The following is a 19,012-nucleotide window of genomic DNA, read 5'->3' on the forward strand; positions in this document are numbered from 1 at the left end:
TTAATTTTCAATTGACGACTGACTATTGATCGCTCCCATGTGAGGATGATAAGTTTGTAACGCCTTTAGATACTGTACTCGTTCAAACATACTGGGGTCGGGGCAGTTCATTTGGCTCATACTGCCCTGTAATTGATTAATAGATTTGTATTCTTTTTCTTCTAACCATTCAACTAAGTCTTTTTCGATTTTTTGTAACTGTTCGATACCATGACTGAGCAAGACACTAACTAACATAGTTACATTTGCGCCTACCATCATCATCTTGATCACATCATGGGCAGTATGAATGCCGCTGGTAGCTGCAAAATCAAGAGGAAGGCTGCCAGATAAGATAGCAATCCAACGCATCGGTAACCGAATTTCCCCAGAAGTACTGAGAAGTAAATTAGGTTCGGCTGATAAACTTGTTAAATTAATATCTGGTTGGTAAAAACGATTGAACAATACTAAGCCATTTGCCCCAGCATCACTAAGGCATTTTGCCATATTTGCCATGTTGCTGAAAAAGGGGCTCAGCTTAACTGCTACGGGTAGGCTCACTGAGTTAGTGACGGCACGAACGATGTCAACATAATGTTGTTCTACCTGTCCTCCAGTTATGGTTTCATCCGTCTCGATGTAATAAATATTCAATTCAATAGCATCTGCCCCTGCCTGTTCAATTTTTTTGGCGTAGTCACCCCAACTACCGATAGTAGAACTATTTAGGCTGGCAATTATGGGAATATCAACTGTTTCTTTTGCATAACGGATTTGATTGAGATAGGCTTGAGAACCAACATAAAAGACTTCCGGTTCGGGAAAGTAGGAAATAGCTTCGGGATAGCTTTCCGTACCCTGAGTAATATGATGATAGAGGGCGTAGCGTTCTTCTAATAATTGTTCTTCAAACAGAGAATGTAGCACTACTGCCGATGCTCCAGCATCTTCAATAGATTTAATATTATCGATATCTTCAGTTAAAGGCGCAGCAGCACCAACTACCAAAGGCGATCGCAATTCTAAGCCTAAATAAGTTGTAGATAAATCTACCATCTATCTTCCTCCTCTTTTTCTACCGAGTTACTGTTTTTAGCCATTAAATAATGGTTTTTTTATTCCTTTTCCCCCTTTCTTCCAGCTGGGAGACTTTCCGCATAATTTCCATACTGTTAATTACACCAGATTTCTACTCTGTTACGATCAGAGCGCTACCTCTAGTTCTTGTAAGCTTTCCCGACTGAGATTAGCATTACTGAAGTTAGCTAATTTTAAATTTGCTCCTGTCAAACTAGCACCAATTAAATTAGCCTCAACAAAAATGGCTTTGTAGAGATTAGCCTTAGAAAGATTGGCTCCGACTAAATTTGCTCCTTGTAAATTTGCACCACTTACGTCTGCCTCCACCAAACTCACACTATTTAGGTTAGCATTCCGCAAATTGGCTTCAATCAGAATAGCATTCAAAAAAGCACCACTGAAATTAGCACCTTTTAAAGATGCATGACTGAGGTTAGCACCATTGAGGTTAGCACCACTCATATTCCCCCCGTTGAGAGTGATTCCCTGTAGATCAGCATTAGCTAACTTGGCACCACCCAAATTGGCACCAATTAAATCTGCCTTGCTGAGATTGGCTCCAACCAAATTAGCTGCACTGAGGTTGGCCCCAATTAGGTTTGCTTGACTTAGGTCTGCACCTGATAAATCGGCAGCACTGAGATTAACACCAATTAGCTGAGCATTTTGGAAGTTAATTCCCCGAAGTTGGGCGCGAGAAAGACAGACCCCATTAAGGTTGACACCAGAAAAATTTCTGATTCCTGTAGCATATTCTTCTAATAGCTGAGTTATATCTACCATTACTCTTCTCCTGTAATAATTTTGAGAGTCTTCTTAGGCTGTAATCAACTGCTCGGGCATAATTGCACCTTCTAAGTTCGCTCCTCGCAGATTGGCATGAGTAATCTTGGCATCGGTCAAGTCGGCATTTCTTAGATCTACACCGTAAAGATTTGCTCCTCTGAGATCGCCTCCTCGTAAGTTGGCTTCGCTCAGGTTGGCTCCTGCCAATATTGCCCCTTGGAGATTTGCTTCGGTTAAGTTTGCTCCCTGTAACTGAGTCCCAGTTAGGACAGCTTCGCTTAGTTTGGACTGAGTTAAATTTGCTTCTTGGAGATTCGCGCCACTAAAATTGACAACAATTAAGATCGCGCCACTTAAATCTGCTTTCTGGAGATCGGCTAAAACAAAAAATGCCCCACTAAGATTAGAATTTCTCAGTATGGCTTGGGACAAATTAGCACGAATAAAGTTAACACCACTTAGTTTCACTCCTTCTAGGTTAGCTTCACTCAATTCGACATTGCTGAAATCGCGATCACCTGAAGTGTATTTTGCTAATAAAGTATCTACATTCATTTTTCTATTTAGAGATGCGATGTGTCGCGTCTGTACTTTTGTTACATCATTTGTTTCCCTTCACAAGTTCTTCAAGTTATTGATCTAGAACCGTGAATATAGAGCGATTTGAGTTGCAGTGAGGGGACAAGTTTGCAGGGTAGCTATCTACTTTCAATATATTCTTTGTTCACGAATTATGGAAGCTTTAAGATACAAAAAGTCAATAAATCCAACTTCTACAGAGGAACCGCAGCAGTCAGCTAAGAAAAAACTTAATACTTGGCTAATTAGCTTGTTAATTGTTTCTTTAGGTGCTGTAATGGCCAATTGGTATATTTCTCAGGCTTCAAACCCAACTATTGAGCCAGAGCCAATCACTAAGTTAACCCCGATCGCGGTGACAGCTTTAGGAAGATTAGAACCGAAAGGAGAAGTAATTAAGCTTTCTGTCGCTAATGCTCAAGATAGTCGGGTTAATGAATTACTGGTAGAGGAAGGCGATTTTGTGCAAGCCAAACAGTTAATTGCCACTCTCCAAGGATTAGACCAAAAACAAGCTGAATTAGCTGAAGCTAAACAAAATGTCCGGGTTTATCGTGCCAAACTTAAGCAAATCCAGGCAGGAGAAGCTAAAGTAGCTGAAATTGCAGCTCAAAAGGCTAATATAGCTCGTTTAATGGCCAAGCTACGCACTGAAAGCATTGAAAGAAAAGCGGAAATAGCTGACGCTCAAGCTGAGCTTAAAAACGCTGAAATCAACCATAATCGCTATCAGGCCCTTTATAAAGATGGAGCAGTTAGTCTATCGAGTTTAGATGATCGTCAAGAATTATACAAGCGATCGCAAGCTCGACTAGATCTAGCCCAAGCAAAACTACAAAACACAGTTGCCACTTTACGCGAACAGATCACCCAAGAACAAGCAGTTCTCGATAAGTTACAAGAAGTGCGACCTGTGGATTTAGCAGAATCTCAAGCAGAATTAGATTATGCAATCGCTCAAGTACAGCGGATTGAATCTGAACTGGAAGATTATTACGTACGCGTACCAATAGACGGTCAAATATTGAAGATTAATACTTTGGTAGGAGAACAAGTCGACACTAGAGAAGGCATTGTGGAATTGGGAAGAACTAGTCAGATGTATGCGATCGCAGAAGTCTATGAAACCGATGTCAGCAAAGTGAAAGTAGGACAGAGGGCAACGGTAATCAGTGAGCATGGAGGCTTTGAAGGAACATTACAAGGAACAGTGGATCATATCGGCTTACAAATTAAAAAACAAGATGTTCTCGAATCAGATCCTACTGCGGACAAAGATGCCCGGGTTGTCGAAGTGAAAGTACATCTCGATTCACAAGATAGTAACAAGGTTGCTGGATTAACTAATTTACAGGTCAGAGTTCGGATTGATTTACTATAAATGAAGATTAAAACTTTTTTAAAAAGATTCACGAAAGAACCCCTCTTAGGGTGGGCACAATTGTCTCATCAAAAAGTTCGTTTGCTGGTGGCTGTTTCAGGAATTGCCTTTGCAGATATTTTAATCTTTATGCAGCTTGGTTTTTATACCAGCTTATTTGGGGGTATTACTCGCATTCACGAAAATCTCAATGGGGATTTATTTTTAGTGAGTGCTAGAGCGAAAACTCTGATTGACGGTCAAAATTTTGACCATCGTCATCTTTATCAAGCTGCTGCTGTAGAGGGCATTGCTGAGGCTAGACCTTTTTATTATGCTAATGCAGGCTGGATTAATCCTTGGGAAAAGAAAGTAACTAGCGTAGCAATTTTGGCTTTCGATCCTGCTCATCCTGTTTTAGATCTACCGGAAGTTAACCAACAGCTAGAAAAAATCAAACTACCAGATAAGGTTCTGGTTGATCGCCTAGCCCGGCCAGATTTGGGACCAATTACAGAAACTTTTGAGCAAGGAAAACCAATTACGACAGAGATGTTGGAGCGTAGAATTAGCGTTAGTGGAATGTTTACTTTAGGTAGTACACTCTGGGTCGAAGGATATTTGATAACTAGCGATTGGAATTATCTCCGTTTGTATGGTGCAGATAGTGTCGACAATATAACAGTTGGTGTACTTAAGGTTGAAACTGGTGCAGAGATAGAAACAGTCAAACAAAAAGTCAGAGCCAGCTTGCCTAATGACGTTGCTGTAATGACTCATCAAGAATTTATTAAAACAGAAAAAGATTTTTGGGATCAAAACCATCCCGCAGGAACAATCTTTAACTTTGGTGTCATGATGGGTTTTGTGGTGGGGGTAGTTATTGTCTATCAAGTTTTATTTGCCGATGTCAACGATCATTTAGCTGAATATGCTACTCTCAAAGCTATAGGTTATCCCGATAAGAGTCTATTAGCCGTAGTTTTCCAGGAGGCGATTATTCTTGCCGTATTGGGTTTTATTCCTGGTTTTGGGGTTTCTATTGGCATGTACGGGTTGCTAGAAGCTTTAACTAAAATGCCTTTAGCGATGCAATCTGATGTTGCCTTAAGAGTGTTTTTTATGACAGTTATTATGTGTCTTGCTTCTGGCGCGATCGCGATTCGGAAACTGAGTTCAGCTGATCCTGCGGAAGTGTTTTAGTTCGGAGTTCGGAGTTAGTGGTCAATCGCAGATAAATTAAATCCTTTAGCTATTAGCCATACTGCTAACACCATTTCATTCGACCCAATCGGCAGAGACAAAAAATTGTCGATCGCTGAATTAAGATCAGTGAAACCAAACAAGATTAACAAATTTGCTATCAGTAACATTATGCTGCCAACAAGACCCCAAAGGGAGATGATTCGAGGAACGAGTTGAGAATTGTATAAGGCAGGATATAGCATCAAGGCACCCAGGCTAAATACGAGCAACAGCAGCAGAAAAGTCCAATCATGTGCTGCAATTAAATAAGTGCTTAAACTTTTACTATCTGACGTTATGGAATTTTCTGCCATGGTGTCCGTCTGACTCAGCGTTAGTAATGACAGCAGCTTGGTTGCAGCAATAATGCCGATGGTTGCTTCAATAGCCCTAAAGCTAACGTAACCAATGGCAATACCCTCACTGTATTTTTTAAGAACTGGAAAGATGGCGATCGCAATACTCACACTAGCCAGTGCATTGACTAACTCTAGCAATACTCCAAGAACGAATTGATTGCTATGTACCCCAATATGCAACAGAAAATCTGGAGTTTCCAAAATCGGAGTTAAGAGAACTTGACTAATTGATGTTGTGAAGGTCGCAGTAATAAACAAAATCCCCACAATTATTGCGGTTTTTCGGTTTCCATTCATTTTTAAGTACCTGTTTATCTTCTGATATTGCCATGTATTGAGTTTGATATTCCAAACCTTCATCATCAAACCCAAATACTCTATTAAGCTTTATCCTTGCCAGTAGATTGCCATGACAAAAAAGGCAGAAGAAAAAGTTTCTACCTTTTTAAGTTGATTAATAATCTTTTGATAGCTATATTTTTCAGCAGGTAAAAAACAGCTTTTTTAAAGGCAAAAAAACTGGATCAAACTGCCACTGCGTGAGATTCTTTATGGAAAAGGTGCTTATAGTCTGGATCTAGCCAACATTGGGGTAATGATTCACCAGAAGGGAAAATAAGCTCAGACTTCACGAACATTTCTGGGTCTTGCATTTCTTGTCCAGCATGACATTTTGCGAGAATTTCTACTTTGAAAGGATCGTAAAGGTTTGGCGGCTCCAGAATTTCTACCAGATTACCGCTGGATTTTTGTTTGAGAAACATAACGCCTCCCTGGCTATTAAACCTTGATATTTATTCAATCCTAACGCAGCCATTAGAGGCAGAATATAAAGGACTGTAAAGTTAGTATTTAGTAGTTAGTGGCTCGTGGGTAATTGTCTTATAAAGCCGATACTAGATTCATTTAAATTTATTTTTATACTCACAACTTCTTCAAGTTCTTTATCCACAATTTTAAAGATACATAAATCAGAACCAACAAGGAAAAAGTAGCAAGCTATTAACCACTAACAACTAACCATGTCTTATAACCGTGTTGTAGCTATTCAAAATCTCAACCATGCTTTCGGCAAAGGGGAGTTACGCAAGCCAGTTCTATTCGATGTTGATTTAGATATATTTGTTGGCGAGATTGTAATTATGACAGGACCATCCGGCAGTGGAAAAACTACTCTCTTAACACTTATTGGTGGCTTACGCTCCATACAGTCAGGTAGAGTAAACATTTTAGGACAAGAACTTTATGGTGCGAGCAAAAATCAATTAGTCAAAGTTCGTAACCAAATCGGGTTTATCTTTCAATCCCATAACTTACTATCCTGTTTGACAGTGGAGCAAAATGTACGAATGTCCCTAAGATTGCATCAAGATATTGATTTTGAACAACGTAACACAATGACGAAAGATATCTTAGAAGCGGTTGGGCTAGGAGATCGAGTCAATTTCTATCCCGATAGTCTTTCTGGGGGACAAAAACAACGAGTCGCGATCGCCCGTGCCTTAGTCAGTCAACCACAGCTAGTCTTAGCAGATGAACCTACCGCCGCACTAGACAGTAAATCTGGTCGTAACGTTGTCGAAATTATGCAGCAGTTGGCAAAAGAACAGGGTTGCACTATTCTTTTAGTAACCCACGATAACCGCATTCTTGATATAGCGGATCGCATTATACATATGGAAGATGGCAGATTAGCGAAGGATACTGCTTTGGTTAATCAGTAAAAACAGTTCGCTTCTTGATAAAAGATGATTGCTGTGTGCAGTTTTGAGCTCAGAAAATCAGTGGTCAATAATTATGAAACAACGCTTATCCCTCAAAATCCAAGGTGCGGTTCAAGGGATCGGGTTTCGTCCCTTTATTTATCGATTGGCCACAGAATTAGAATTAACCGGATGGGTAAAAAACTCTTCAGAGGGAGTCTTGATTGAAGCAGAAGGGGATCTCAATCTGCTAAATATTTTTTTAACTCGTTTAAAGCAAGAAAAACCTCCTCTAGCTCTGATTCAAGATATCCAATCTACTTTGCTTGATTTGATGGGTTATGAGGAATTCATCATTAAAACTAGTACTGTGGGAGCAAAAACAACATTAATTTTGCCAGATTTTGCGACTTGCCCTGAATGTGTACAAGAAATTTTTGACTCCAACAATCGTCGCTATCGCTATCCTTTTACCAACTGTACTAACTGTGGGCCTCGTTTTAGCATTACCGAAGCTTTACCTTATGATCGCCCTAATACCACGATGAAGCTGTTTGATCTCTGCGATCGCTGTTTAGCGGAATATCAAAATCCCCGCAATCGTCGTTTTCATGCTCAACCTAATGCCTGTCCAAATTGTGGCCCTCATTTAGAATTGTGGAATAGAGAAGGAAAAGTTTTAGCCTTTTATGATGATGCTTTACTCACCACTGCTCAGGCGATTCGTCAAGGACAAATTGTAGCGATCAAAGGTCTAGGAGGATTTCATTTAGTCGTTGATGCTAGGAATAAAGCAGCAGTCAAAAAATTACGCGATCGCAAAAGACGATCTGATAAACCTTTTGCCTTGATGTATCCCAATCTTGAACTAATTAAAACCCATTGTCAGGTATCTACCTTAGAAGAAAAATTACTATTATCCCCACAATCTCCCATCGTTCTGTTGAAACGAAAGCAAGTCTCATCTTGTGATCCTGCCCTCTTGCTCTGCTCATTGATTGCTCCGAAAAATCCCTATCTAGGGATCATGCTGTCTTATACACCCTTACATCACCTATTGCTCAAAGAGCTAGGCTTTCCTATTGTTGCCACCAGTGGGAATTTAAGCGATGAGCCGATTTGTATTGATAATCAGGGGGCATTGTCAAAATTAAAGAAGATCGCTGATTTATTTTTAGTTCACGACCGCCCGATTGCTTGCCCTGTAGATGATTCTATTGTCAGGATTATCGGAGAAAAAGCACAGATTTTAAGACGTGCTCGTGGTTATGCACCTTTACCTATTAAAATTCCTGAGCGACTAAATGAACGTTATTTGCATAGTGGAAAGCAAAAATTAGATTCTCGACTAGCTGTCGGAGGACAGTTGAAAAATGCGATCGCCATATCAATAGATCGACAAGTTTTCCTCAGTCAGTATATTGGAAATTTAGCGGCAGCAGAAACTTTTGAGCAATTTCAAAAAACTATTAATAATCTGCAAAATTTATATCAACTCCAGCCCCAAACAGTTGCGAGCGATCTTCATCCCCATTATCTTTCTACCCAATATGCTCAAAAACTAAATATTCCTCTAACTCCAGTACAACATCACTACGCACATGTTCTCTCTTGTATGGCAGACAACGAAATAGATGAGTACGAATCAGTTTTAGGTGTTGCCTGGGATGGCACTGGTTATGGTTTAGATGGCACAATTTGGGGCGGCGAATTTTTAAGTCTTACAAACACAAGTTTTGAACGAGTTGCCCATTTGCGGACATTTAAGTTACCTGGAGGAGATAAAGCAATTAAAGAACCCAAAAAAACTGCGATCGCTCTAATTTATGAGGTTTTTGGCGAGCAATTGTTGACTAATAGGCAAAAATTTGTCCATTTGCCTTGCATCAAAACATTTAGCGACAGGGAATTGAATATCTTATTTAAAATGTTAAGCAAAAATATTAACACGCCAACAACTTCTAGTATGGGACGTTTATTTGATGGTGTTGCTTCAATTCTAGGGGTTTGCCATCAAATTAGCTATGAAGGGCAAGCCGCAGTTGAATTAGAGTTCGCGATCGCAGAGTTCCAGACCAATGCTTTATACAGCTTTGAATTGATTCAGTATCCAGATCAAAAAATACCGATTATTATCGAGTGGCAAGGAATAATTAGAGAAATCCTGATAGATATTAATCACAATGTATCGTCAGCAGAAATATCGGCCAAGTTTCATAACAGTTTAGTTGCTATGATAATTGCGATCGCTAAAATAATTAACAAAAAACAAATCGTACTGACAGGTGGTTCTTGGCAAAATAAATATCTAACAGAAAGAGCAATCTCGCTTTTAAAACAAGAAAAGTTTACTCCCTGGTGGCATCATCGTATTCCATGCAATGATAATGGTATTGCTGTGGGACAGATTATGGCAGAGTTTAGGAACCCCAGGGCTATTTCATTCTGGTTAAATCGAGAGAAATAAGGAGTTAGGGACTTGGGGACTTGGGGAAGAATACTCGCTCGATTTCCCTATTTCCCTACATCCCTAATACCCCACTATTCAAGTAGGTGATTCAGAAATGAGGAACTAATTTATGTGTTTGGCTGTACCGGGAAGAATTATCTCAATAAGTGAAGATCCAGCTTTATTTAAAGTAGGTAGAGTAAGCTTTGGAGGAGTGATCAAGCAGATTAGTCTAGCCTATGTTCCTGAAGCCAAAGTCGATGATTATGTCATTGTCCATGCTGGTTTTGCCTTGACTATTCTCGATCCAGAAGAGGCAAAAAAGACACTTAATTATATAAAACAAATAGAGACAATTTCTCAGGGAAATATTCAGAATTAATTTTTAAAATTCTTCACCTATCTTGATTTGTTATCGGTCAAAACGTATCTCCCTTCACAACATCTTCAAACTTTTGACTTAATCTCAAATTGAATTGAATTGAACCAAGAGGCTCTTCACAACGGTCGGAGGAAAGATTATTTATGGTGAGATCGCCCGTTCAAGAAACAACAACTCAAGTTAAAACCTTTGCCACTCTAGATGGGAATGAAGCTGTGGCTCGCGTAGTCTATCCCCTCAATGAAGTAATTGCTATCTATCCTATTACCCCATCTTCACCAATGGGTGAATGGGCTGATCACTGGTCATCTCACAATAAACAAAACCTTTGGGGGACTGTGCCGACAGTCGTAGAGATGCAGAGTGAAGGCGGTGTAGCCGGAGCAGTTCACGGTTCATTACAAACAGGTTCGCTGACGACAACTTTTACTGCTTCTCAAGGATTGTTGCTGATGATTCCTAACATGTACAAGATAGCGGGAGAACTTACACCCACAGTCTTTCATGTCGCAGCCCGTTCTATTGCCGCTCAAGCTTTATCTATTTTTGGCGATCATAGTGATGTGATGGCAACTCGCGCTACGGGTTTTGCCATGCTCTGTTCGGCATCGGTACAGGAAGCTCAAGATATGGCTCTAATTGCGACTGCTGTCAGTTTGCGATCGCGTATTCCGTTTTTACATTTCTTTGATGGGTTTCGGACTTCTCATGAAATTCAAAAGATCGAGTTGTTGAATCAAGAGATCATGCGATCGCTAATTAAGGAAGAGGATGTCATTGCCCATCGTCAAAGAGCTTTAACTCCCGATCGCCCTGTAATTAGAGGTACAGCACAAAACCCTGATGTTTTTTTTCAAGCTAGAGAAACCGTAAATCCCTATTATCAAACCTGTCCAGAAATCACTCAGACGGTAATGGATGAATTTGCTCGACTTACAGCTCGGCAATATCAGCTATTTGAATATTATGGCGATCCTCAAGCCGAACGGATAATTGTCTTGATGGGTTCGGGATGCGAAACCCTAGAGGAAACAGTAGATTATCTCAATCAACAGGGCGCAAAAGTAGGTGTCGTCAAAGTCAGACTCTACCGCCCTTTCGATCTTCAAATATTTGTGGCTGCATTCCCTCAAACTGTTAAAAGTATCGCGGTTCTAGATCGCACCAAAGAGCCAGGTAGTGTAGGAGAACCATTATATTTGGATGTGGTCAACGCCTTTGTTGAAGTGTCAAACGGGGCCTCTTTACCTAAAATCGTTGGCGGAAGATACGGACTATCTTCCAAAGAATTTACTCCAGCTATGATTAAAGGAGTATTCGATAATCTAGCCCAAGATCAACCAAAAAATCATTTTACTATTGGCATTAACGACGATCTTAGTCACACCAGCTTAAACTACAATCCAGACTTTTCTGCCGAACCAGAAGAGATTATCCGTGCTATTTTCTATGGCTTGGGTTCCGATGGTACGGTGGGGGCCAATAAAAATACGATTAAAATTATTGGCGAGTCTACTGATAATTATACCCAAGGTTACTTTGTCTACGATTCTAAAAAATCGGGTTCTGTAACGGTTTCTCATCTTCGTTTTGGTGCCCAAGCAATTCATTCTACTTATTTAATAACCAAAGCTAATTTTGTCGGCTGCCATCAGTGGAACTTTCTCGAAAAACTACCAGTTCTCGATCTGCTCGAACCAGGAGGCACCTTTTTGCTCAATAGTCCCTTCAACCGAGAAGAAATCTGGCAAAAATTACCCCAGCAGATACAAGAGCAAATTGTCGCTCGACGATTGAAATTCTACGCGATAAATGCCTATAAGGTGGCTCGCGAAGCAGGAATGAGCAACAGAATCAATACCGTGATGCAGGTATGTTTCTTTGCCTTATCTAAAGTACTACCCAAAGCAGAAGCTATCGATGCGATCAAACAGTCAATTCGCAAAACCTACGGCAAAAAAGGTAGGGAAATTGTCAAGATGAATCTCCAAGCGGTAGATGCAACCTTAGATAATTTGTATGAAGTGAAGATTGGTGAGGTATCTGCTGAGCATGATAATTTGGAATTTAATCCAATCCCCAATTCTGCGCCAGAATTTATCCGCAAAGTATTAGGAAAGGCGATCGCGCGTGAAGGTGATAGTATCCCTGTCAGTGCTTTGCCCTGTGATGGAACCTATCCTACTGGCACTTCTAAGCTCGAAAAACGCAACATTGCTCAGGAAATACCTGTCTGGGATGAAAATATTTGCGTTCAATGTGGAAAATGCGTGATGGTCTGTCCCCATGCCGTAATTCGCAGTAAAGTCTATGAAACTCAACAACTAAATAATGCGCCAGCTAATTTTAAGAGTACTGATGCTAGAGAGCGGGACTGGCAGGGGCTGAAGTTTACCATTCAAGTGGCCGCAGAGGATTGTACGGGCTGTGGGATCTGCGTTGATGTTTGTCCTGCTAAAAACAAATCGCAACCACGCTTAAAAGCAATTAATATGCAGCAAAAGCTACCCCTGCGGGAACAGGAAAGAGTCAATTGGGATTTCTTCTCAAAAATCCCTAATTCTGACCGTCAGTCCCTAAATCTGTGCAAAATTAATCAACAGCAGATGCAAGAACCTTTATTTGAATTCTCTGGTGCTTGTGCAGGCTGTGGGGAAACTCCTTATTTGAAACTTATGAGTCAGTTATTTGGCGATCGCGCTTTGGTGGCCAATGCCACGGGCTGTTCTTCGATCTATGGCGGTAACCTACCGACTACGCCTTGGAGTCATAATGCCGAAGGCCGAGGCGTGGCCTGGTCAAATTCTCTCTTTGAAGATAATGCCGAATTTGGCTTAGGATTCCGCGTTTCGATTGACAAACAAACTCAATTTGCCTCTGAATTACTGCGATCGCTGGCAACTGAAGTTGGAACAGAATTAGCCAAGAGTCTATTAAATGCCGAACAAAAAAATGAAGCAGATATCTGGGAACAAAGAGCAAGGGTTAGTCAGTTAAAAGATCAGCTCCAAACCTTGCTCATAACTAACGACCATCCTCAAAAAACTAAAATTAAACAACTCCTCTCCCTATCTGATTACCTTGTGAAAAAAAGCGTTTGGATCGTCGGTGGTGATGGATGGGGTTACGATATTGGTTATGGGGGACTCGACCATGTTCTGGCCAGTGGCTATAACGTAAATATTCTCGTGATGGATACAGAAGTCTATTCCAATACAGGGGGGCAAATGTCCAAAGCTACCCCTAGAGGTGCTGTAGCTAAATTTGCTTCTGGAGGTAAAACCTCCCCGAAAAAAGACTTGGGCTTAATGGCAATGACTTACGGTAATGTTTATGTCGCTAGTGTCGCTATGGGAGCAAAAGATGAACATACCTTAAGGGCGTTTATCGAAGCCGAAGCTTATGAAGGGGTTTCGCTAATTATTGCTTATTCTCACTGTATTGCCCACGGCATTAATATGACTACTGCAATGCAACAACAAAAAGCGTTAGTTGATTCGGGACGATGGCTACTTTATCGCTACGATCCCCAGCGTACAGGACAGGGTAAAAACCCCTTGATACTCGATAGTCGTAGTCCCAAACAGCTAGTAGCACAATCTATGTATGCGGAAAATCGTTTCCGAATGTTAATGAACTCACAACCCGAAGCAGCGAAAAAACTGACGCAACAAGCACAAAAGGATATAAATACTCGCTATGCTATGTATCAGTATCTAGCGGCTAGGCAAGAGCCTAATCTTTAAGCATTTCTTCCCTTGTTGTCGAATTAATGAGTTAATTAGCAGATTCGTTTTCTTTCTGAACTCGCCAGCCTGTCTGAGCGCCAATTTTTCTAGCTTTGATAAATAACCAACTACCTCTGGAGAAAAAAGTTTCGCCATGATGACATTGAGGTTTGACGCCATTAAATGTTCTATGTCATCAGTTGTCAAGACCCAGTAGTTAGTTTCGGCTTTTTCGAGCACCTCCATATACCATAAGGGGTTTGGAGGTTGAAGTCGAGAAGATAAGGTTGTTTCTAACTTGACCAAAGAATCGGCGATCTCCTCTAGTTGTTGAGTCAGTGATTGATCACTCTCAATCTTGGTTTGGGGAGTTGAGGTGACAGTTTCTTCAGGAGTGGGTGATTCCACATCTTGTGGTTTGGTTGCAGTTTCTGTTGGAGATTGAGTGGTCGAATCTTCCTCAAACCAGGGATCGGTCGCAATTTCTTTTTTGAAAGTTGGTTTGAATTCGTGGTGATGAAGCCAAGTGCGGTTTAAATTTGTTGCCAAATTATCTAACAAACTAGCTGTTTCTTGATCTCCTTCCGCTGCCATCTGACTGGCAACTTGTTTCATAACCTTGACTAATTCTGGGCCAATTAACTCTTGATGGGCTGCGAGAATTTCTTCTTCCGAACCTTCAGGACAATTAAGCAATTTTTGAATTAGTTCGACATAGGCGTTAGTTTTATCGTGATTATTTTGCGGGGCGGCAACAGTCTCCGTCAAAATATGATGTAGTTTTCCTGCCCAATTATGCAAATATTTAGCTGCTTTGACATCTCCTTCCATAGCCAAATGGTTAGCGACTTGTTCCATTACCTCTACTAGTTCGGGATTAACCAATTTTTCATTTTGTCGCAATAATATCCATTCCTCTCCTCTAGGACAAACTAACAGCCCTTTAATTAAATTGAGATAAGCTTTGAGATTTTGTTGGTTCATCGTTAAGTCACTCCTGAGATAATAAACCCATATAATCATCTTGAAAATGTCGCAGAGTACTAATCACAGGATTTGGTGCTGCTTGCCCCAAACCGCACAGGCTAGTTTCTTGAACCATATTACATAGTTGTTTAAGTTTTTCTAAATCCTTTAAAACAGCTTTACCTTCTCGAATTTTGGTAAGTAGCTGATATAGCTGAACCGTTCCTGCCCGGCAGGGAATACATTTGCCACAGGATTCATCCATGCAGAATTCCATGAAAAATTGAGCCACTTCGACCATGTTGGTAGATTCATCCATAACGATCGCGCCCCCAGAACCCATAATAGAACCTAGTTCTTTCAAAGACTCATAATCTACAGGAGTATCAAACAGAGCAGCCGGGATACAGCCACCTGATGGCCCTCCTGTTTGCACGGCTTTGGCTTTGCCTCCATCGGGAACGTTATCACCCATCTCGCCTACTATTTGCTGTAAAGTAGTGCCCATGGGGACTTCAATCAAGCCCGTATTACAGACTCTACCAGCTAGAGAAAAAACTTTAGTTCCCTTACTATTTTCCGTTCCGATACTGGAAAACCATTTGGCACCGCGACGAATAATGGTGGGAATATTAGCGAAGGTTTCAACATTATTAATTAATGTCGGACAACCCCATAACCCAGATTCGGCAGGATAGGGAGGACGAGGACGAGGGATTCCTCTTTTACCTTCAATTGATGCCATCAAGGCGGTCTCTTCTCCACAGACAAATGCTCCGGCACCAACGCGAATGTCAATTTTAAAATCAAACGACGACTCAAAGATCCCAGTTCCGAGTAACCCTAATCGCTTGGCCTGACGAATTCCAGTTTGTAAATGATTAATTGCCAGAGGATATTCTCCCCGCACATAGATATAGCCTTGACTCGCACCAACTGCATAAGCAGCGATCATCATGCCTTCTAGTACTCGATGAGGATCGCTTTCGAGGATGCTGCGATCCATAAACGCCCCGGGATCTCCCTCATCAGCATTACAGATGATAAACTTGCGATCGCTTTGTGCCTTAGCTACCGTTGCCCATTTTAATCCTGTAGGGTATCCTGCCCCACCCCGACCTCTCAAACCACTTTGAGAAATTTCTTCTACTACAGATTCGGGATTCATTTCTCGCAATACTTTATATAGTCCTCGATAACCATCGGCAGCAATATATTCTGCGATTTTTTCGGGATCGATTTTGCCACTATTTTCTAAGACAATTCTTAACTGTTTGGTAAAAAAGGGATGAGCATCTGGTTGGTATTGAGATGGAGGTAAAGATTGGGAAGAACTTGCTCTTGGCGAAACAGATGCCACGATTTTGGGAGCATCTTCCGAAGATACACGATCATATAAAGTCCCTGACGGATCAAGTCTGACTAGAGGTCCTTTACTACATAAACCCATGCAGCCAACTCCAGAAACTGCTACTTCATCGCCCAAGTCAGCCTCTTGAACAGTTTTTACAAGCTGCTCTTTAACCGCTAGTCCATTTGCAGATAGACAGCCGCCCACAATACAGCAACGAATGCGGATTTTATCATCTTGCTGATGTTCCCTAAAGGCGATCGCTTCTAATTCTTTAAGATCCATGATGCAGAGATTCCTCAACTCGATGAATTACAGATTCAGCAGTTTGATGACCTTCAATACTGCCATCAACCACTACCGCAGGAGCAATACCACAAGCGCCTAAACACCTAGCGGTCAACAAAGATAATTGATTATCGAAAGTAGTCTTGCCTGCTTGGAGTTGATATTGCTGTTCTAAACTCGTCAATAAATTAGTCGATCCCTTGACATAGCAAGCCGTACCCATACAGACAACACAAGTATGCACTCCTTTTGGTTTTAAAGAGAAAAAATTATAAAAAGTGGCTACTCCGTAAACACTGCTGGGGGGTAGTTTGAGACTATGAGCGATATAAAGCAGTAAATCGTCTTCCAAATAGCTAAATAATTCTTGTGCTTGGTGAAGTACTTCAATCAATGCATCAGGAGCATATTGATGGCGTTTCATGGTTGCTGACAACATCTGAAATCGCTTATCGCCACTGGGATGTATATTAGAATTTTCTTTGGTGATAGGCATGATTAGTTATTAGTGGTTAAAAGCTAAAAATTGCCATATTAATCTGGTATTAATCCTTAATACCTCTACTACTCAATGCTTTATTTGCACATACATCTAGTAGCCCATGCTATTTTTTCAAGCTCAACTTAGAACAACAATTTGAAGATGTTGTGAGGTGCTAAAAAATGGCGTTGCCTAATCATGTGATAATTCTAATTAAAGGGATTATGATTGCAAAATTAAGTTGTCAATCGCAGTGGGATTTGTTGAATTTTTGTATCATAAGGATTCTATCTTTAAACACAAGAAATATACTAAAAGTATACCTGAAGCCCTTTCTATTAGTAACCTGGTTATTTTTCGAGGCAAATCGTAACAATGTAAAGGGAGTAGGGCCTCTTGTTATACCGGCTTAAAAAAAGTCTGCACTTAAAGAGCTATATTGGGAGGTGAAATTGTGACTACTGAAAATATGCAAGAAAGTCGGAGTTTCTGCATCTTTGACTATTTTTTGGATGGAGTTTTTCTGAAATGGGAAGAAGTGGAAGGGAACTGCCCATTATTAGTCCCTGGAGAAGATAGGGTAGTCAATCTTGAAGATGGCACTAAAATTACTGCCAAAGTTGTAGAAATTGAGGGCATTAGTGAGAATGAAAAGCGAGTTTATCTCAGTTCAGGCACCTCAAGAAAACCGAAACATCTCTGGGAGCACTAAGGGCATTCTCATAGGGCATACTACTTTTATTAGTCTTGAAAGATCCTGCTCAAGGAGAAGTTAGTAAAATATTATTGCGAAATTTTTGAATCTGTCAGAACTGAGTAGCCAAAAATAATTCTGATAAGCTATGTCTCATAAACTCTATGAAATCAGCTTTGCATGAATTGCCCACACTGTGAATCAACTAAATTCTCACCACTGCAAAGAACTATTAATTTAGGCTGCATAATATTTCGGTGTAAGCCCTGTCGTCGAACTTATGATGAATGAAGCAGTTTCGCGAAGAATGGGATTTAGATAGTATTTATGTCGTCGATAGTGCTCTCTATAGTTCAGATAATTTTCAACAATTGAGACAATTACGTTGGATTACTTTAGTTACTGCTAGCCTCAAAGTAGTGAATATTTTAGTCGAATCTTTGGGAGAGGAAACATTTGAAGATATTGAAGTTCCAGGCTATCGGATTGCATCCTGTTGTAGTGATTATGGAGGAGTCCGCCAGCGTTGGTTAGTTGTTGAGAGTGAATCAGGTCGCGCCCAATAAATCAAGCACTTAAAAAACAACTACAAAAAACTAATCTTAGCTAAAGGAGAGTCCAAGCGCTTAATGCAACAAGATTTTGCTTGCCCTACCGATGCGAAAATTGCTGCTGACAAACTAAGACAAAAGTCGTTAAAGATCCTTTGTTTGTTACTAAAAGAGATCAAAGAAACAACGGGCAATCAAATATGGACGATACAACGTTGTAATCAAGACCAGCAGGTCTCTTCGACTTTGAAGCGACTAATCGGTCGAGTCAGACAAAGAATTGAAGGCGTTTTTCATGAAATTCAACAACTCGATTGGGTATGCTGGGGAAACCCCAGCACCCCTCTCGTTCAAAATACTGGTCGTAATATTGTTTTTCGGGATTTTCCTAACACCTAACACCCAACACCTAAAACCTTTTACTCGCAATTAAATTAATTTTGACAAGTCGTGTCTGTGTTTGATTGAGCAGCACAGATCTCCACCTATGCAGTATGATCCAGTAGCTTTGCAACTCAGTTAACACCAAAGTAGAACGTCAAATGAATCCGAAAACAATTGAAATTGTTAAGTCCACTGCCCCAGTAGTCAAAGAAAAGGGCAAAGAAATCACTGAGAGAATGTATGAAATTGCTTTTAATGAGCGCCCTGAATACAGAAGATTTTTTGAAAATACCCATATGAAAAATCCTGAAGAGGGGAAAAAACAAGCTGGGAAATTAGCAGCTTCAGTTTATGCCTATGCTAGCCATATTGATGAGCTGGAAAAATTAGGCGATGCGGTTGAGCATATTGCCAAGGCTCATGTGAATACTCGTGTGATCGCTGAACAATATCCTGTAATTGGAGAATGTTTACTCGCGGCGATGAAAGATGTTTTGGGTGAGGCGGCGACTCCAGAAGTTATGACAGCCTGGACTGAAGCATATAATGGTTTGGCAGATATCTTTATTAACCGAGAAAAAGAGATATATCACGAGCAGGAACAAGAGCTGAGAGCTAAGTTCGGTTAAAGTTAATCGCCTGTG

At 40.6% G+C, this 19,012-nt stretch carries 18 protein-coding genes; 10 read left to right on the forward strand and 8 right to left on the reverse strand.

Features of this window, described 5'->3' with window-relative positions:
- The 3 genes from XEN7305_RS24005 to XEN7305_RS24015 form a co-directional block, all read right to left on the reverse strand.
- Entirely contained in the window at window positions 1-1,038 is a 1,038-nt protein-coding gene (locus XEN7305_RS24005; RefSeq protein ID WP_006512137.1) for a dihydroorotate dehydrogenase-like protein, read from the reverse strand.
- 147 nt (window positions 1,039-1,185) lie between these two features.
- Window positions 1,186-1,845: a pentapeptide repeat-containing protein gene (locus XEN7305_RS24010; protein ID WP_006512138.1), complete on the reverse strand. Its 660-nt coding sequence runs from the start codon at window positions 1,843-1,845 to the stop codon at window positions 1,186-1,188.
- A gap of 33 nt (window positions 1,846-1,878) precedes the next feature.
- A complete protein-coding gene (locus XEN7305_RS24015) occupies window positions 1,879-2,403 on the reverse strand; it encodes a pentapeptide repeat-containing protein (RefSeq protein ID WP_006512139.1) in 525 nt (174 codons plus the stop codon).
- Window positions 2,404-2,581: 178 nt separating this feature from the next.
- Here XEN7305_RS24015 and XEN7305_RS24020 point away from each other — a divergent pair, with 178 nt between their 5' ends.
- Both XEN7305_RS24020 and devC read left to right on the forward strand, forming a co-directional pair.
- Window positions 2,582-3,808: an ABC exporter membrane fusion protein gene (locus XEN7305_RS24020; protein ID WP_006512140.1), complete on the forward strand. Its 1,227-nt coding sequence runs from the start codon at window positions 2,582-2,584 to the stop codon at window positions 3,806-3,808.
- Window positions 3,809-4,990, forward strand: a complete 1,182-nt coding sequence (gene devC / locus XEN7305_RS24025) for an ABC transporter permease DevC (RefSeq protein ID WP_006512141.1) — start codon at window positions 3,809-3,811, stop codon at window positions 4,988-4,990.
- A 14-nt stretch (window positions 4,991-5,004) separates the two neighbouring features.
- Here the strand turns inward: devC and XEN7305_RS24030 are convergent, their stop codons facing one another.
- Entirely contained in the window at window positions 5,005-5,688 is a 684-nt protein-coding gene (locus XEN7305_RS24030) for a DUF4386 domain-containing protein (protein WP_006512142.1), read from the reverse strand.
- A 227-nt stretch (window positions 5,689-5,915) separates the two neighbouring features.
- Window positions 5,916-6,155 (reverse strand): hypothetical protein, encoded by a 240-nt coding sequence (locus XEN7305_RS24035; protein ID WP_006512143.1) that lies wholly within the window; start codon window positions 6,153-6,155, stop codon window positions 5,916-5,918.
- A gap of 258 nt (window positions 6,156-6,413) precedes the next feature.
- On the opposite strand from XEN7305_RS24035, the gene XEN7305_RS24040 reads away from it, so the two are divergent.
- From XEN7305_RS24040 to nifJ, 4 genes are all read left to right on the forward strand, one after another.
- Window positions 6,414-7,115 (forward strand): DevA family ABC transporter ATP-binding protein, encoded by a 702-nt coding sequence (locus tag XEN7305_RS24040; RefSeq protein WP_006512144.1) that lies wholly within the window; start codon window positions 6,414-6,416, stop codon window positions 7,113-7,115.
- Window positions 7,116-7,188: 73 nt separating this feature from the next.
- Window positions 7,189-9,561, forward strand: coding sequence for a carbamoyltransferase HypF (gene hypF / locus XEN7305_RS24045; RefSeq protein WP_006512145.1), 2,373 nt, complete (start codon window positions 7,189-7,191; stop codon window positions 9,559-9,561).
- Window positions 9,562-9,673: 112 nt separating this feature from the next.
- Window positions 9,674-9,925 (forward strand): HypC/HybG/HupF family hydrogenase formation chaperone, encoded by a 252-nt coding sequence (locus XEN7305_RS24050; protein ID WP_006512146.1) that lies wholly within the window; start codon window positions 9,674-9,676, stop codon window positions 9,923-9,925.
- A gap of 143 nt (window positions 9,926-10,068) precedes the next feature.
- Window positions 10,069-13,671: a pyruvate:ferredoxin (flavodoxin) oxidoreductase gene (nifJ, locus tag XEN7305_RS24055; protein WP_006512147.1), complete on the forward strand. Its 3,603-nt coding sequence runs from the start codon at window positions 10,069-10,071 to the stop codon at window positions 13,669-13,671.
- Here nifJ and XEN7305_RS24060 read toward each other — a convergent pair.
- From XEN7305_RS24060 to hoxE, 3 genes are read right to left on the reverse strand one after another with little or no spacing between them, the layout of a single operon-like run.
- A complete protein-coding gene (locus tag XEN7305_RS24060; protein WP_006512148.1) occupies window positions 13,642-14,637 on the reverse strand; it encodes a hypothetical protein in 996 nt (331 codons plus the stop codon). The genes nifJ and XEN7305_RS24060 overlap by 30 nt on opposite strands.
- A 7-nt stretch (window positions 14,638-14,644) precedes the next feature.
- Complete coding sequence (gene nuoF, locus XEN7305_RS24065) at window positions 14,645-16,255, reverse strand: NADH-quinone oxidoreductase subunit NuoF (protein ID WP_006512149.1); 1,611 nt, start codon at window positions 16,253-16,255, stop codon at window positions 14,645-14,647.
- Window positions 16,245-16,754 carry a bidirectional hydrogenase complex protein HoxE gene (hoxE, locus tag XEN7305_RS24070; protein ID WP_006512150.1) on the reverse strand — a complete coding sequence of 170 codons (510 nt, stop codon included), beginning with the start codon at window positions 16,752-16,754 and terminating at the stop codon, window positions 16,245-16,247. The genes nuoF and hoxE overlap by 11 nt, the downstream gene beginning before the upstream one ends.
- Window positions 16,755-17,193: 439 nt before the next feature.
- Between hoxE and XEN7305_RS24075 the strand changes: the two genes are divergently transcribed.
- The 4 genes from XEN7305_RS24075 to XEN7305_RS24090 all read left to right on the forward strand — a co-directional run bounded on the left by XEN7305_RS24075 (window position 17,194) and on the right by XEN7305_RS24090 (window position 18,997).
- Window positions 17,194-17,451 (forward strand): hypothetical protein, encoded by a 258-nt coding sequence (locus XEN7305_RS24075; RefSeq protein ID WP_144053358.1) that lies wholly within the window; start codon window positions 17,194-17,196, stop codon window positions 17,449-17,451.
- 269 nt (window positions 17,452-17,720) lie between these two features.
- The gene (locus XEN7305_RS24080; protein ID WP_006512153.1) at window positions 17,721-17,999 is read left to right on the forward strand and encodes a hypothetical protein; all 279 of its coding nucleotides are present in this window, start codon (window positions 17,721-17,723) and stop codon (window positions 17,997-17,999) included.
- A 63-nt stretch (window positions 18,000-18,062) separates the two neighbouring features.
- Window positions 18,063-18,383, forward strand: a complete 321-nt coding sequence (locus XEN7305_RS24085) for a hypothetical protein (protein ID WP_006512154.1) — start codon at window positions 18,063-18,065, stop codon at window positions 18,381-18,383.
- A 143-nt stretch (window positions 18,384-18,526) separates the two neighbouring features.
- Window positions 18,527-18,997 (forward strand): globin domain-containing protein, encoded by a 471-nt coding sequence (locus XEN7305_RS24090; RefSeq protein ID WP_006512155.1) that lies wholly within the window; start codon window positions 18,527-18,529, stop codon window positions 18,995-18,997.
- Window positions 18,998-19,012: the final 15 nt, after the last annotated feature.

Origin of the sequence: Xenococcus sp. PCC 7305, from assembly GCF_000332055.1 — a bacterium.
In the GTDB taxonomy this organism is placed as follows: Bacteria; Cyanobacteriota; Cyanobacteriia; order Cyanobacteriales; family Xenococcaceae; genus Xenococcus.

Excerpts from the sequence above, each read along its gene's own strand:
- hypF (WP_006512145.1), top strand. The coding sequence starts at position 7,189 with ATGAAACAACGCTTATCCCTCAAAATCCAAGGTGCGGTTCAAGGGATC.
- XEN7305_RS24020 (WP_006512140.1), top strand. The coding sequence starts at position 2,582 with ATGGAAGCTTTAAGATACAAAAAGTCAATAAATCCAACTTCTACAGAG.
- XEN7305_RS24060 (WP_006512148.1), bottom strand. The coding sequence starts at position 14,637 with ATGAACCAACAAAATCTCAAAGCTTATCTCAATTTAATTAAAGGGCTG.
- XEN7305_RS24010 (WP_006512138.1), bottom strand. The coding sequence starts at position 1,845 with ATGGTAGATATAACTCAGCTATTAGAAGAATATGCTACAGGAATCAGA.
- XEN7305_RS24005 (WP_006512137.1), bottom strand. The coding sequence starts at position 1,038 with ATGGTAGATTTATCTACAACTTATTTAGGCTTAGAATTGCGATCGCCT.
- XEN7305_RS24080 (WP_006512153.1), top strand. The coding sequence starts at position 17,721 with ATGAAGCAGTTTCGCGAAGAATGGGATTTAGATAGTATTTATGTCGTC.
- XEN7305_RS24090 (WP_006512155.1), top strand. The coding sequence starts at position 18,527 with ATGAATCCGAAAACAATTGAAATTGTTAAGTCCACTGCCCCAGTAGTC.
- nifJ (WP_006512147.1), top strand. The coding sequence starts at position 10,069 with ATGGTGAGATCGCCCGTTCAAGAAACAACAACTCAAGTTAAAACCTTT.
- XEN7305_RS24015 (WP_006512139.1), bottom strand. The coding sequence starts at position 2,403 with ATGAATGTAGATACTTTATTAGCAAAATACACTTCAGGTGATCGCGAT.
- devC (WP_006512141.1), top strand. The coding sequence starts at position 3,809 with ATGAAGATTAAAACTTTTTTAAAAAGATTCACGAAAGAACCCCTCTTA.
- nuoF (WP_006512149.1), bottom strand. The coding sequence starts at position 16,255 with ATGGATCTTAAAGAATTAGAAGCGATCGCCTTTAGGGAACATCAGCAA.
- XEN7305_RS24050 (WP_006512146.1), top strand. The coding sequence starts at position 9,674 with ATGTGTTTGGCTGTACCGGGAAGAATTATCTCAATAAGTGAAGATCCA.
- XEN7305_RS24085 (WP_006512154.1), top strand. The coding sequence starts at position 18,063 with ATGCAACAAGATTTTGCTTGCCCTACCGATGCGAAAATTGCTGCTGAC.
- XEN7305_RS24035 (WP_006512143.1), bottom strand. The coding sequence starts at position 6,155 with ATGTTTCTCAAACAAAAATCCAGCGGTAATCTGGTAGAAATTCTGGAG.
- hoxE (WP_006512150.1), bottom strand. The coding sequence starts at position 16,754 with ATGCCTATCACCAAAGAAAATTCTAATATACATCCCAGTGGCGATAAG.
- XEN7305_RS24030 (WP_006512142.1), bottom strand. The coding sequence starts at position 5,688 with ATGAATGGAAACCGAAAAACCGCAATAATTGTGGGGATTTTGTTTATT.
- XEN7305_RS24040 (WP_006512144.1), top strand. The coding sequence starts at position 6,414 with ATGTCTTATAACCGTGTTGTAGCTATTCAAAATCTCAACCATGCTTTC.